Source organism: Rhodothermales bacterium (assembly GCA_013002345.1).
Classification (GTDB): Bacteria; Bacteroidota; Rhodothermia; order Rhodothermales; family JABDKH01; genus JABDKH01.
In genome coordinates this window covers 1-14,733 of record JABDKH010000101.1, presented here as the reverse complement: position 1 = coordinate 14,733, position 14,733 = coordinate 1, and the positions used below count along the sequence as shown (strand labels likewise).

Genomic DNA, 14,733 nt, shown 5'->3' with positions numbered 1-14,733 from the left:
GACCTCTTCGGCCGTTCCCCGCTATTCAGTAGACCCGACCGCTCAACTCCGTCGTCCGTACTCGGTCTGTCCTCTCGGGTGCGAGAGCCCCGCCATGTGGGTTTGTCCTTCAAAACTGCCATCTATGTTCTACTCCGACCCTGTGGGCCGACAGCTATATGTTCTGCCAGTCAGCTAGTCTGCTGGATGTACGAAGGATACGCTGGAAGGTGACGCTCGGTGGAGCAGGGCGCCCCTACGAAGCCGGGCAGACAACCCGAACGATTTGTGACGGTGAAAGCCCGGCGGCGCGCGGGCCGGCACGGGCTGCCGGCAGGTCGTATCGAGTCAGGTCGCGGCGGCGATCTCGTTGAAGAACCGCGCTGCCAGTTGCCGATCCGAGTCGTCCGGTTCGACGAGCGCCTTGCCGAACGACTTTATCGTGAGAACAGAGCAAGGCGCGGATCGAATTAGCTTGTCGGCCATCTCCCCGAGGCGGGCCCGCCGATCGCTGGTGTGACCATGAGAGTGAATCACCAGCATATCCACTCCACGCTCCGCGATCCTGTCAATCACAGACTTATCGACCTGCCCTTTTCTAACTACAAAATTACAGAAGTCGACCTGGGTCGATTCCAATTCGATCTCCGGAGGCAGCATCGAAGTGCCTCCGTTTCGAACGTGGATGAACTCGATCTCCGCATTGTACAGGGTCGCCAGTTCTCTGCCGACGCGAATGGCCGACGGAGTGTAGTCGGAAAAGTCGATGGCGATCAGAATTCGTCGGATGTCGACTGGCCCATGAACGAATCGCGGGCTTGTCAGGAGGACCGGCCGATCCGCCGTGCGTACGACATACTCTGCGGTTGTCCCGATCACCTGTCCGTAAGCGCCGAGGTATGTCAGGAGGCGGTCGGTGGTACGGGATCCATGCTTGCCCATAAAAATGGCATCGACATCCAGTGCCTGCGACTGCTCGATAATGGCCTGGTCCGGTCGGCTAGCGGCAACAGCCTCGACCGTGACATCAAGGCCGCCATCGGCCACTTCCGACAGCCGCGACGAAAACTCATCCTTGAAGCGTGCCGCAGCCGGCGGTGTCGCTGCAACGTGAACCACGTGGACGGCGACATTCCGCTTCTCCGCCAGCCGCCGACCGAAGTGCAGAGCGGCCTCCGAGCCGGACGAAGCGTCTACGGGTACAAGAATTGATCTCAATGCAAGCATCTTCCGATCTGCAAATCCCTGTGTGGGGCAAACAGGTTTCTATTTCTCACCGGGAGCTCAGGTTTGATCTTCGGCCTGGCCATTCATGCGGCGTGGAAGTATCAGGACCGGGCACGGAGCCGTACGTACGACACTCTCGGCGACCGAGCCGATCAGAACGTGAGAGAGCCCCGTCAGGCCATGGGTGGACATCACGATCAGATCGCACTGCTGCTCGCCAGCGTATTCGATTATCTCTCGAGCGGCGTGTCCCTGCCGAAGGGCGAACGTTGCGTCGACCGACGGACCCGCGGCTTCCGCGAACAACTTCTCCATCTCCTCGAGTGCTCGTTTGTCGAGGTCCGGCCTCAGATCGTACACGGAAAACACGCCTGTATTGTAGAACGCCGGATGCATGGTTTCCTCGACGACATGCAGGATTTCCAACGTGGCCTGGTTTTCAAATGCGAGCTGCCTTGAAACGCTGAGGGTCCTTGCGGATTCCTCCGAAAAGTCAACCGGGACGACGATTGACTTCATGTGTTCGCCGAGATGATGGGAGGCCTCTCCTCCTATCGTCAGCACCGGGCATTCGGAGAGTCGAACGAGTTCCTCGGCAACACTTCCAAGTATCATCCGCCTGAAACCCCGACGCCCATGAGTCCCGCTCACAATCATCTCAATATCATGCGCGGCGGCGTATCGCAGAATGGCCGACGCCGGAGCGACGTCGCGCTCGACTGAATAGGACACCTTTGTGCCGTTAGCGATCTTCCTCTGTTTCGTGACGCGGCCGTACAGACGCTCTGCCTCGGCCGCGATCTCACGTTCCTTTCCGGCCACCTCTTCAGCCTCATCGAAGAGAATCTGAACATGAATAAGGTGCAGCTCGACCGGTCGACTTCCGACAAAGTCGAGGGCACTCTCAAGAGCCGACTCCGAGGCCGGTGAGAAGTCGACCGCCACAAGAACCCTTTCTGGCTTGAACACGGCGACGACGTCCTTTTTCATTTCAGCTACACTCTTTGAACTGGGATGGCTTGTCGATGGTTTTTTCCGCTGCGATGACATGAAGGTATCTAGAAGACAATGACGCGAGTGACGGGATGCTTCCCAGGGTCAGGTAAGGGGATACAGCCGAGTCTCGAAAGGGAATCCCCGTCATAATTTGTAAGGTCCGGGGTCTGGCCAGGGGCATTTAAGCACCCACGACCGAAGACGGCGCACGCAATCGAGTGGTGAGCACTCCATCTCGACGCATCCGGCGATGAAGAAGTGCCCGCATTCGGCCAGTGATCTGGCAGATTTCCGGCTCCTCCGCGTTCGGTCTCCGCCGAAATTGTGCCGTCGCATATGAAACGAGACCAGTACCAACTCGTTGATACAGCTCAACGTCCCGTCCAACCTGGATTCGCGTTGCGACCGCGCTCACACCACCTCATTCAACCCGCAAGAAGTATGCGCAGCGTTATCGTCCCCGTGCTTGTGGCTCTGGTTACATCAGCATGCGGGCCGAAATACGACCCGCCGCTGGGAACAGGCTACGAGTACGTCAATCAGGACCCGCGCGTTGAGTACGTAGGGCGAGACGCGTGCAAGGATTGCCACAAGGAGAACTACGAAACGTACGTCGCATCCGAGATGGGTCGGTCTTTCAAGAAAGCGACGCTCTCCAACAGCGACGCAAATTTCGCCGACGTAACTCCTCTCTTCGACTCCCAGAACAACATGTTCTACCTCCCCTTCAATCGGGGCGAGGAGCTCTTCATCATGGAGTTTCGGACAGTCGGCGAAGACACGACGCACAAGCGCATCGAGAAGATTGATTACATCGTCGGCTCCGGGCACCATACGAACTCGCACATCATGGACGTGAACGGCTACCTCTTTCAGATGCCGCTCACGTGGTACGTCCAGGACGGCCGGTGGGACCTGCCGCCGGGATTTGTCGACGGCAACAGGAGATTTGATCGACCGATCGAGGTCGAGTGTATGAGTTGCCATAATGGACAGCCGGAGCATGTGGCAAATTCAGGTAATCGATATCGACAAGTACCGGAGGGAATCGGGTGCGAGCGCTGCCATGGACCGGGCAAGTACCACGTAGACGAGATGGAGGCCGGTCGACTTGTGGATACAACCCGGTTTATTGACTACTCAATTGTCACGCCGGGACGGCTTCCGGCGGATCAGCAGTTCGATCTGTGCCAGCGCTGCCACCTGCAGGGAACAGCGTATACGGTGGCGCCATCCTCCTTCCTTGATTTCCGACCCGGAACAGCTCTTGGCGATGTGATCAAGGTCTTCCAACCCAGATATGCTGACTCTCTCGACCAGTTCATCATGGCATCCCACCCGGACCGCCTTCGCATGAGTGACTGCTTTCGAGTCGCCAGAGAAGCTGATTCCGGATACGAGCCCATGACCTGCGTCATGTGCCACAATCCGCACGTCGGCATCGACAGCACGGCAACAACCGATCTGTACAATACCGTTTGCCAGAACTGTCACTCGGTAGATCGCTCCAATCTTTGCTCGGAAGACGTTGAAGTTCGGGCAGCCGCGAACGACGACTGCTGGAGTTGTCACATGCCGATTTCGAGTTCGAAGGACATACCGCACGTGACCATCACCGATCACAATATCCGTATCCCCGAACCGGTTAGATCCAGATCGTCATCGGACGCGGCTGAGTTTTATCAACTCGCCTCGCTTACGGATGCGAACCCGTCGGCCCGCGTCATGGCTGAAGGTTACCTGACGCACTACGAGCAATTCGAACACCGTCCGTATTTCCTGGACTCGGCTGCCGTGTTTATGGATCGCGCACTCACTCAACACTCTGAAGTGGTACTCGTCCGGCCGCTCGTTCGACTCTGGTTTCTTCAGGGCGAATACGAGAAGGCCGCTGATCTGGGTCGCCGAATTACTGCGGATAGCCTGTCGGACGCGTGGACGCTGTATCGCATCGGTGAGTCGGCCGCCAAGATCGGCAATGTGCGGCAGTCCATTCGTTTCTTCGAGCGTGCTGTTGCCGAGGCGCCCGAACATCTTCAGTTCCGAAACAAACTTGCAACCGCGTATACCGCCGACCGTCAGCTGCCCCGTGCGACGGAGCTGTTCGATGCACTGTTGAAGGATCATCCGAAATTTGCCGACGCCTACAACAACCGCGGATTTGCGCGTGTTCTTCTGGGTGACCTGGAGAACGCCCAGGTCGACTTTGAGAAGGCGCTTTCGCTGAACCCGGATCTGGAGCCGGCTCTCGCGAATCTTGCGTCATTGTTCGCGAATACGAATAGACTTGATCGTTCGCGAAAGTATCTGGAACGGCTGATCGAGATGGATCCAGATAATCAGAACTACCGGCGACTGCTGGACATCATTGACAGTCCGGCAGAGGAAGGGATCTCCGACCGCCAGTAGTGGCAAGCCGGTAAATGGAAACGTCGATCGGGCAAACCGTGCGGGTGGGTTCGGCGTGTGCGCCCGTCGTCGCGAGTCAGCTGGCTCCTTCTCCCTCTACCCACTGCACAGCGTGTTGCATCAGTTCCGACGCCGTCGTGAGATTCAGCTTGTTCTTGATCCGCGCCCGGTACGACTCGACGGTCTTCACCGACAGGTGCAGCCTCTCGGCAATCTCGCGCGTGGCGTGACCCTTTCCCGTCAGTTCAAAGACTTCCAGCTCGCGATCGCTGAGTACTTCCAGCGGCGACTTGGTAAGGCTGTCCCGACCGGTCGCAATGCCAAGCAGGAGGCGCTCGCTGATTTCTTCGCTAACGTAGATGCCCCCATTCAACACGCGGCGAATCGCCTTGGCGATGACTTCCCCCGCCTGGAGCTTCATGATGTAGCCGCGGGCGCCGGCACGAATCGCGCGTTCTGCGTAGAGGGTCTCGTCGTGGCGAGACACAACCAGGATGCGGATCTCCGGGTGAACCGCCTGAAGGTGTTTTACGAGCTCCAGCCCGCTCATTCCCGGGAGGGAGATGTCGACGATTACCAGATCCGGCGACTCCTCCTCGATGAGATCCAGTGCTTCTTCAGCACTGGCCGCCTGTCCACGCACTGACATGTCCGCCTCAGCGTCGATAGTCAGTGCAAGTCCCTTACGCATCAAGGGATGATCGTCAACAATAAGGATCTTATTCATATCTCTACCTGTCTTCGTCAGACGTTTGCCTGTAGCGCGGCAGCTCCTGGAAGGGTACACACGATGACTGTACCTCCCTCCGGGCGACTCCGGACCTCAAGCGTCGCCCCGATAATCCGAGCTCTGTACCGCATTATTCGTATTCCCATCCCGGGGTGATTCTTATCAATCTGATCCGGAAAGCCGCGACCGTTGTCGAGGATTCTAAGCCGAACCTGCCCCTCGCCCGTGGCTAGGATGACCTTCACCTGCGACGCCTGCCCGTGTCTCACCGCGTTGCTGAGGGACTCCTGAGCAATCCGATACAGGTGGGTCGCAATCGTATTATCGATTTCGAGCTCGCCCCCAACTTGCTCGAACGAGCAGACCAGTCCGAACAGTTTTTCCGCGTTCAACAGAAGCCTCTGAAAGGCCGATGCAAGGCCACCCGAGTCCAGTTCAACCGGAATGAGCCCGCGAGCAAGACTTCGTGCGTATTCATCCGCCTCCCGTATCAGGTCGGTGACTTCCTCCACGTCCTCGGCCTCGGGGAGACCCTTTTCGCCAAGTCTCTTTGAAACATTCTTCATGATCAGACCGATACCGGTAAGCATCTGGCCCAGACCATCATGCAGGTCCTGACCAATCCTCTGTCTCTCCTGCTCACTGATATTCAGAATCTGCTGCTCCAGCTGACGCCGATCCGAGACATCCCGGATGATTCCCGAAAAGATCCTGCGACCGGGCAACTCAACCTCGCTCACGGCCAATTCCAGCGGAAACGTCTTGCCGCTCTTTCGCCGACCGATCACCTCGCGACCAATTCCGATGATTCTCTTGTGACCCGTTTCGAGGTAGCTTCTGATGTATGTATCGTGTTCCTCTGCGTACTGTCGAGGCATCAGTGCTGAGACGTTCTTTCCCACCATCTCCGATGCCTCGTAGCCAAATATTCGTTCGGCTGCGCTATTGAAGGATTCGATAATCCCCGTCTCGCTGATCGTGATGACCCCATCGACCGTCGTCTCGAGGATCGCCCGGTGTTGAGCCTCCCGTTCGAGCAACGCCTCTTCGACGGCAGCGAGTTCCGTGAAGTCCTGGACGGTGCCAACGAATCGTCCGCGACCGCTGCCCTCTTTCTCCAGTTCGCCTCTGCCGCACACTGTTCTGATCTGTCCGTCGGGCCGCACAATCCGGTAGTAAATTTCAAGGGAGTCCGATCCCTTTCGCGCAGCCTGAATGCGATCCCGAACCATATGCTGGTCCTGGGGATGAACTCGCTCCATGAAGCTGTCGAAATTCAGATCGAAGGTCTTGGAATCAAGTCCCAGGATCTGATATACCTCGTCCGACAGCGTAGCCTGATCCGTCTCAAGATCCCAGTACCAGGAGCCAATTCTCGCCAATCTCTGCGTATCGCGGAGTTCTCTGCGGCAGCGGTCTGCCACTTCGTGCGCCCGGGGATCTTCCTCGCGTCTTCGCGAGACCGCGATGATCGACTCTATTTCTCCGGACTCCCTGTTCCGAACCGTTTGGGTCGTGGTCTCGAGGCGGATGTAGTCGCCGTTCTTCTTTCGAATACGGTATTCCACGGTCACGACATCGGGAATCTCAAGCAGCCCGTCGTGGCTCTCGCGGACCAACGGCTTGTCGTCGGGATGGAAGAAATCGTAAGCGGATCGACCGACCAGTTCCTCAGGCTCGTATCCGAGGAGGCGTCGAGACGCCGGAGATGCGAACGTATACGTGCCGTCCGGTGTGTGCCGGCTGATCATGTCGGTGGCATGTTCCGCCAGCAGCCGGTAACGATTCTCGCTCGACCGGAGTTCAGCCTCCAGCGTGGACCAGCGGATCCGGCGCTTCGCCCGCAGCTCCATAAGCGCCAATTTTACATGGATCTCGTCCTGGTCATAGCGGTCAATGATCGTTTCGTCGAGATTCGCCTCGATCGCGGTACGAGCAGCGGACGGATCGGTGTCCGTCATATAGCCGACAATCAAGGTGCGCTCTCCGCCCACTCGCCGTACGAACTTCGAAAACTCGAATGCGGCCCCGTCGAGGCCGCACAAAAACACGATGTCGGAGCGGTGCCGGTCAAACAATTCACGTGCGGCATTGACGTCGTCCGTTGACACCACCGGATGACCTCGCTCTCCCAGCGCCCTGTGCAATGGCTTGCGGGCAGTCTGATCCTTCCCGAACACCAATATGTTCAGTTCCTGCTGCCCTTTACCGCCCAGAGTTGAGTGCTCGACCGCCAGCTCCGTCAAGGTGTTACCGTCAGCGCCGCGCGTCGACGTTCGATCGTGAGTCCCGCCCATCTTCATCGCCATGAATTAATGATGATCCCGCCGCAAGTATCGCAGGGAATCCCCGACAAGCCGTGTAGGGGATAGCCGCTGAATCATACGAACTCCACGGTGACCGGGTGATACCGAATTCGTAACTTTTAGAGCATAATTGGCACAAAAGGCTGAGTCGGGTGGATGCGTTTGCCCGCAACTCGCCGCAGTCAGCGTCGTTATAGTGGGATTCACCGGCCAGGTGCTACGTATGAAATTCAGCGCAAACGATTTTCCCTTCAATCGAGTCCTCACGCTCGACTACCTGATCGACTTCTGGCGCACGCTCGCTGCGGACGAATCGTCGCCACAGAATGCCATCGCAAGAGCTATCGCTCTCGAGGTGGATGCAGTCCCTGAACTGCACGGTACGATTGGGGATCTGGATGTTCTCCAGAATCACAAAGACATCCTGAGTCGCCTCATGACAGCCGTCTTCCCGATTGCGCATGCGGGTATGGGTATCGTTGCGGCCGCCCTGGTTCCCTACAAGATGTCCAGTATTTACTCCACTGCAGGACTGGACGAGCTGGGGATACTCGAGAACTTCCATCAAAGAACGACGGTGACCGGCGTCCCGATTGACGAGGAGGGATTCCTTCGCGGAAAGGCGGCCGGTGCCTACATGGAGATCCTCAAAGCATACTATGGGCTGGAGCACACGGCCGTATACCCGCTGGTCTATACCCATATTGACGAGGAGTCCGGCCTCCGCAAGTTCTACCAGATCATCTTTGACACGCAATTCGCCCGTCCGGTCGTAATCGGCAAGCTACCTGATCTTTCGACCGCGCAAATCGAAGTACTGCTCTCGAGCCCGATGAACCTCGAACTCTGGATGGAATTGCTACCACCGGAGAATTTCGAGTTCCACGGGTTTGTGGTCCTAAAGGCTCTCGATGTCACAGCGCAGGAGGTCCACTCGGCGCTGAAGAAGGATCTGTTGCAGAAAGATGCGTTCGCGAGCGAAGAATCCATCGACCGCCTTGAGAGTCGGCTTCGAACGCTTCTGCGGCTTCCCCGCATGCGCCTCGGTTTGATCGCGCTGCCTGACGATGACTTTGAAGAGATGTCGTATGCCCGCAGGATCGGTCGCAGCCTGCTGTTCAGCAACGACGTGATGCCGGAATGCCCTCAGCGTCACAACTCGGCATACAAGGCAGTATTTGAAAGCACCGAGCCAATCGTACTGAGCGATCTGCAGAACTGTGAATACTGCACCGCTCTCGAGCACCATCTGGTCGAGCAGAGTATCTCCAGCCTGATGCTCGCACCGCTCCGCTATGAGGGCAAGCTGATCGGCCTCATGGAGTTGGCGTCGCCGCGAAAGGGTGCCGTAACGAAGATCAATGCCATTCAGTTGATGGACGTGATCACGCTTTTTGCGACGGCGATGAAACGCACGTTGGACGAACAGGAAGACCGCATCCAGGCGCTGATGAAGCACAAGTACACGGCAATTCACCCGTCAGTGGAGTGGAAATTCCGCAAGTCTGTCTTTCATCACCTGGCGCGTGCCGATAACAGCAGGCCAGAAGAGACAGAAGTTGTCTTCGATGGTGTCTATCCGCTCTATGGCCTGTCCGACATTCGGAACTCATCCACCAACCGATCGACTGCCATTCAGTCAGATCTGATTGAGCAGTTGAGCCTCGCGCTACACGTAGTCGTAGAGGCCAGCAGTCACCGTCCGCTTCCCGCACTCGACGGCATAGGTTACAGGATCGACAGGTTCGTTCATGCCGCTGACCGAAACCCGACGACAGATATCGAAATTACTGCTCTGGATTTTCTTCGAACTGAGGTCGAATCACTCTTCGAAATGTTGTCGTCATTCGGCCCGTCGGTGCAGGAGAAGATCAAGACCTACCAACAGGCTCTCGATCCCAAACTTGGGATTCTGTACCGTCGGCGGAAGGAGTACGAGGAGAGCGTGGCCGTCATAAACGACACCATCTCACACTTCCTCGATCGGAAGCAGGTCGCAGCCCAGGCCATGTTTCCACACTACTTCGAGAAGTACAAGACGGACGGCGTCGATTACAATATCTACGTAGGAAACTCCATTGCAGAGAAGCAGCAGTTCGATCTCCTGTACCTCAACAACCTCCGCCTGTGGCAACTCATGACCACGTGCGGAATCGTCTGGGAGCTCGGAGGTACGGGCGAGCTGCGAGTCCCGCTCGAAACCGCCCACCTGATTCTCGTTCAGAATATCCCGCTGTCCATTCGATTTCGGGAAGATGAGAAGAAGTTCGATGTCGACGGGGCGTACAATGTTAGATATGAGATTGTGAAAAAGAGAATTGACAAGGCTGAAATCCGCGGTACCAGCGAGCGCCTCACCCAACCGGGTCACATCGCGATCGTGTACAGCCAGTCGGGCGAGGCTGCGGAATACAGGCGCTACCTCGACTATCTGACAGCCGCCGGATATCTGGTCGATGGTTCCCTGGAGGAGCTGAATCTACAGGACCTGCAGGGCGCAAGCGGTTTGCGGGCACTACGGGTAAGAGTTGCGGAAACGCCGCCCGACGCGGAAGTGATCGTGCGTCCGGACCGGATTCATGACGTGTCGGAGGCGCCGACTTCAGGCAAGGCCGTGGCCTGATCACGAATACTCAAAGGTCGTCCGGAAGCGACCTGGGGATCACCAGCCACTTGAGACGGCCACCCGCAGGCTGCACGTCCGACCATTTGTCAACATCGAACTGAATGCTGGCCATGGCCGCGGTCGGAAACTGAACCCCACCCCCCGCACTGAGAATCCGAATCGAGGCAGACCACGTCGGCTCGTGACCAACCAGCATAGCGGACGCGACGTCGTCATCCAGCCCATGCACGAGGTCGAGTACGGTCGACGGTGACGCATCGTAGAGATCTCGTGTCTCCACTACCTGCACGCTCCATTTGCCAGCCTTATTCGCAAGTTGTGCCGTCGTTCTCGCGCGCACAGCCGTTGACGTGATCACAACTTCCGGCACCTCGTCGATACTCTTCAGATAACGACCCATCTTCTTTGCTGCCTTTCGACCGCGCCGAGCAAGAGGGCGATCGTGGTCGGGCCCGTAGTCGGCATCCCAGTCCGACTTCCCATGACGAAAGAACAGCAGCGTCTTCATCAGTCGATGTCGTGAGGACGAATGACGGGGCGAGAGGTCGATCCCGGATTAGAGAGATCGATCGAGAGGCCCTCGTATGCGATGGTACTGACGATTCCGTGGGGCTCCAGTTCGTCGGACGCCATCTGCCCGATTCTATCCATCTCGTCATCCGTGCGATCCGGGTCATGATGAAACAAAACCAGACGACGGACGCCCGCCTGGATTGCCAGTCGGCAGGTGCTCATCGCCAGACTGTGGCCCCAGCCTTCCCGGTGCGGCATTTCGCGGTCGAGGTACTGAGCGTCGTGCGACAGCACGTTTGCGCCGCGACAGAACTCAACCATCTGGTCGAATCGGAGCGTCGGTTCGCCCGACTGGTCGAGCTCGTTGTCAGGCACATGGACGAATACCTGATCGCCCTGAGCGATCTTGAAACCGAGCGCCCCACCCGGATGATTGACGTTGATAGTCGTGAGAGTAATCCCGTGTTTGGCGAGCAGCGCTTCGGGGTCGTCGACAATCCGCACATCTGCCGACAGTTCGGCCGGCGTAATCGGCCAGTGAATGCCATCCATGAGCTTCAGCGGAGTCCAGGGACCTGTCGGCGACGGGTAGCTCACCAGCTGGATGACCCTCCCCGACTGAAACAGCGGCCCGAAGAGAGGAAAACCCATCACATGGTCGTAGTGGAGGTGAGAGACCATGACGAAAATCTTCTTGTCTGAACGGACGAGCGCCTTGCCCGCTGCGCGGATGCCGGTGCCCGCGCCTATGATAACGACGCTGTCTCCGATCTCAATGCTTACGCAGGCCGTGTTTCCGCCGTAGCGCACCGTGTCTTTGCCCGGACTCGGCATCGAGCCGCGTACACCCCAGTACTTGACGATCATTGCTCCGCCGCGATTTGTAATAGGTGGCTGACTGGTGACCGAGTTGTCTACGGAGAAACGGACCAGGTCTCCAGGACAAAGACCGCGATGAATGCAAACACACTTATTGAGATGCCGAACATGAACACCGTGTAGGAGGACTTGAGAAGCCCAAACTTGCGTTTCAGAACGGTGGCCATCCCATAGATGTCGCGCATCATGTTGCGATACAGGACATCCGTATCCTGCACCATCTCGGTGAGGCCAGTCACGAAGTCGTCCTCACTCAGTTGTGCCGAGTTACCGAAGTAGAGCAGGTTCACGTCCCTGGACAGTGCTTCGGCCAGCGTGAGATTCTCTGCCGGCTTGCCGCGCGGGCGAGCGGCGAGCACAGCAAAGACGATGGCCACCACGCAGCTGATCAACATGATTACGGTTGGTACAACAAGCCACGTATTCGTGTCGAGTTTCGGGGCAATCGCCGCCAGAATAATCGACAGAATCAGTCCGTTGATGCTGATCATGATGTTTGCCTTCGCGTCGGCCAGAGAAGTCAGATCCAGGTGCGCACGGTACGCGGATCTGAACATCGTTTCAACACCGCGACGACTGCCAAACAGCGTTTGCTCGTCGTTCGCTTTCTTCTTTTTCTTCTTCTTCTTCTTCTTCACGTCCCCGGCACCTGACGAGACTCCCACCCCGATTTCTTCCGGCGAACTGGAAGGCCCGCCATCCTGCGGATTATTGATATCCATCGACGTCACCTGTGCCAGAGAAACTTGCACGATAATGCAGCACTACGTAGCTATCAAACATTTGGTTCTCTCTCGTCCTTCCAACGCCCTCAAGGAACCTCCCGGCCCGAAGTGCTTCATGTAACGTATGAACTTCACCGTCAACAAATCCAACGTCAGTCCAACTCGTTTCTTTTCGGCCGCGCTTCTGTTTTTTGCGCTTTTCGGAACGATCACTTCGGGAGCGCAGTGCCAGGGTGTCGAGCCCGCTCCGGTCACGTCGAGTCACGAGATACCCTACATGCTTGACCAACCGTCCTTCGTTGCCGAACTGCCGAAGGCGCTGGACGAGATTTCGGGCCTCACGGCGCTGGACTCGTCGCGAATCGCCGCCGTTCAGGACGAGGACGGCGTTGTGTTCATCCTCGATGCCGCCTCAGGCCGTGTAGTCGATCGACAGCGCTTCAGGGGTGGTGGGGACTATGAGGCGATAGAGGCTGTGCAGAATGTCGTTTTCGTACTTCGAAGCGACGGTACGATTTTCGAGATTCGGAACTGGCAGGATGATGAAAACGCGGATCTGATCGTGCACGACACGTGGCTATCTTCGCGATATGACACCGAGGGTCTCGCCGTCACAGCGGACAGCACGGGACTCCTGGTGGCGTGCAAAGAATATGCGGGCAAGGGGTTGAAGGGAATGCGCGCTGTCTATCGTTTTTCACTGGCGTCATCCACACTGTCCCGTGATCCGGCCCTGGTCTTTGACGCACAGGCAGCCGAGGCAGCGATCCCCGAGGGCGTCGTTTCTCGCTCCATGCGGCGCCTCCTCGACATTCGTCGCTTCAAGCCGTCGGGAATCGCCATCCATCCGCTTTCCGGTCATGTCTACGTGCTGTCGTCGGTCTCTCGAAGTCTGACAATCTTCGATATGGACGGGAATGTCCTCGGCATTGCTCGTCTGGACAAAGATTTGCTGCCGCAGCCCGAAGGAATCACCTTCCTCGCGAACGGTGATCTGTTCGTAGCCAGCGAGTCCGGGCGTGGTCGCGGCCGGCTGTTGCGATATAGTTACACACCGTCCTAGCGCATTCGGACCATTCACTCGTCGACTTCTATGCTACCTCGATGTATTGCTGGCGCACTAGCGGTTACGATCGCGGTGACGGTCATTTCGTGTTCTCCAACTCGCATGTTCGTGGCCGAGTCCGCGCATGGGTGGCAGGAAGACGCCCCCACTTCCGACCAGGAGGTGTACCGCGTGTATCTGGTCGGAGATGTCGGGGCTGTCCAGACTGACGGCACCGACCCGGTCTTGGGAACGCTCAAGAAACACTTGGAGCTCGTGGATGAGCGGGCCGCGGTCGTGTTCCTTGGTGACAATCTCTATTGCTGCGGCCTTCCCGATTCAATGGATCCCGGTCGCGCCGATGCTGAGGCTCGTTTGCGAGCGATCCTGGGGGCTGTCGACCACTTTTCCGGCCGCATCGTATTTGTCCCCGGTAACCACGACTGGAACAGCTCGAGACCGGGAGGACTGGAGTCGGTCGCACGACAAGAGAGGTATGTGGAATCCTATCTGAATCGGGGAGACACGTTTCTCCCGAGCGACGGCTATCCGGGCCCCGCAAAGGTCAAGCTGGCTGACGGCATCACGCTGCTGGCCATTGACACAGAATGGTATCTGACGGACCAGGCAAAATCCTTCGGCGACGACGGCAGGAATGATATTCGGGAGAGAGATGATTTGCTGACCGGTCTTGCGGAAGAGATTCGAGATGAGGAGGACGAGAGACTACTCATCGTCGGCCATCATCCGCTCATGTCCAACGGACAGCACGGGGGCCATGCCCGGGCTCGGGACCATCTTTTTCCGTTGACACGATTCTGGAAGAACGCGTATGTGCCGCTTCCGCTGATTGGCACGCTCGGGGTCCTGTACGTCCGCTATCTGGGAGTCAGTGAGCAGGACCTCGCACACGTACGTTACCGCCGCCTGAGCACCGCACTAAAGCGAATATTCCGCGATCATGAACGCCTGGTCTATGCAGCCGGTCACGAACACAGTCTGCAGTACTTCCAGTCTGGCAAAGATCTGCACCCAAACCATTTTGTTGTCAGTGGCGCCGGTTCGAAGAGCAGTCATGTGGCGGGTGGCGGGGACGCCATCTTCACGGCTACCGGGCCGGGCTATTCAACGATCCATTACTATGGCGACGGGTCAACGTGGCTGTCATTCTGGCGCGTGGCAGCCGATGGCAATGATCCGATTCACGTCTTCAGAACCCGCCTCCACGCTGCCGAACAGAACTACGAGCCACCAGCTGAGACAGGGCCCGGAGACCCGATGGATCACCCGGACTACAC

Annotated in this window: 11 protein-coding genes; 4 read left to right on the top strand and 7 right to left on the bottom strand. The window is 57.7% G+C overall.

Translation table 11 applies throughout. The features are described 5' to 3' along the window. Positions 1-327 precede the first annotated feature (327 nt). Positions 328-1,197, bottom strand: a complete 870-nt coding sequence (locus HKN37_05275; protein ID NNE46055.1) for a universal stress protein — start codon at positions 1,195-1,197, stop codon at positions 328-330. A 66-nt stretch (positions 1,198-1,263) separates the two neighbouring features. Next, positions 1,264-2,196 carry a universal stress protein gene (locus HKN37_05270; protein NNE46054.1) on the bottom strand — a complete coding sequence of 311 codons (933 nt, stop codon included), beginning with the start codon at positions 2,194-2,196 and terminating at the stop codon, positions 1,264-1,266. Between the two features lie 447 nt (positions 2,197-2,643). Here HKN37_05270 and HKN37_05265 point away from each other — a divergent pair, with 447 nt between their 5' ends. Further along, a complete protein-coding gene (locus HKN37_05265) occupies positions 2,644-4,611 on the top strand; it encodes a tetratricopeptide repeat protein (GenBank protein NNE46053.1) in 1,968 nt (655 codons plus the stop codon). 76 nt (positions 4,612-4,687) lie between these two features. Here the strand turns inward: HKN37_05265 and HKN37_05260 are convergent, their stop codons facing one another. Then, positions 4,688-5,338 (bottom strand): response regulator transcription factor, encoded by a 651-nt coding sequence (locus tag HKN37_05260; GenBank protein NNE46052.1) that lies wholly within the window; start codon positions 5,336-5,338, stop codon positions 4,688-4,690. A gap of 17 nt (positions 5,339-5,355) precedes the next feature. Then, a complete protein-coding gene (locus tag HKN37_05255; GenBank protein ID NNE46051.1) occupies positions 5,356-7,650 on the bottom strand; it encodes a PAS domain S-box protein in 2,295 nt (764 codons plus the stop codon). A gap of 220 nt (positions 7,651-7,870) precedes the next feature. Between HKN37_05255 and HKN37_05250 the strand changes: the two genes are divergently transcribed. Then, entirely contained in the window at positions 7,871-10,270 is a 2,400-nt protein-coding gene (locus HKN37_05250; protein NNE46050.1) for a GAF domain-containing protein, read from the top strand. 10 nt (positions 10,271-10,280) lie between these two features. Here the strand turns inward: HKN37_05250 and HKN37_05245 are convergent, their stop codons facing one another. From HKN37_05245 to HKN37_05235, 3 genes are read right to left on the bottom strand one after another with little or no spacing between them, the layout of a single operon-like run. Next, positions 10,281-10,784, bottom strand: coding sequence for a histidine phosphatase family protein (locus tag HKN37_05245; protein NNE46049.1), 504 nt, complete (start codon positions 10,782-10,784; stop codon positions 10,281-10,283). Beyond that, the gene (locus tag HKN37_05240; protein ID NNE46048.1) at positions 10,781-11,653 is read right to left on the bottom strand and encodes an MBL fold metallo-hydrolase; all 873 of its coding nucleotides are present in this window, start codon (positions 11,651-11,653) and stop codon (positions 10,781-10,783) included. The genes HKN37_05245 and HKN37_05240 overlap by 4 nt, the downstream gene beginning before the upstream one ends. 47 nt (positions 11,654-11,700) lie before the next feature. Further along, positions 11,701-12,417: a hypothetical protein gene (locus tag HKN37_05235; GenBank protein ID NNE46047.1), complete on the bottom strand. Its 717-nt coding sequence runs from the start codon at positions 12,415-12,417 to the stop codon at positions 11,701-11,703. A gap of 97 nt (positions 12,418-12,514) precedes the next feature. On the opposite strand from HKN37_05235, the gene HKN37_05230 reads away from it, so the two are divergent. Both HKN37_05230 and HKN37_05225 read left to right on the top strand, forming a co-directional pair. Then, the gene (locus tag HKN37_05230; GenBank protein NNE46046.1) at positions 12,515-13,453 is read left to right on the top strand and encodes a hypothetical protein; all 939 of its coding nucleotides are present in this window, start codon (positions 12,515-12,517) and stop codon (positions 13,451-13,453) included. Positions 13,454-13,564: 111 nt separating this feature from the next. Beyond that, positions 13,565-14,733 (top strand): metallophosphoesterase (locus HKN37_05225; protein NNE46045.1); only part of this gene is annotated, 1,169 nt, incomplete at its 3' end.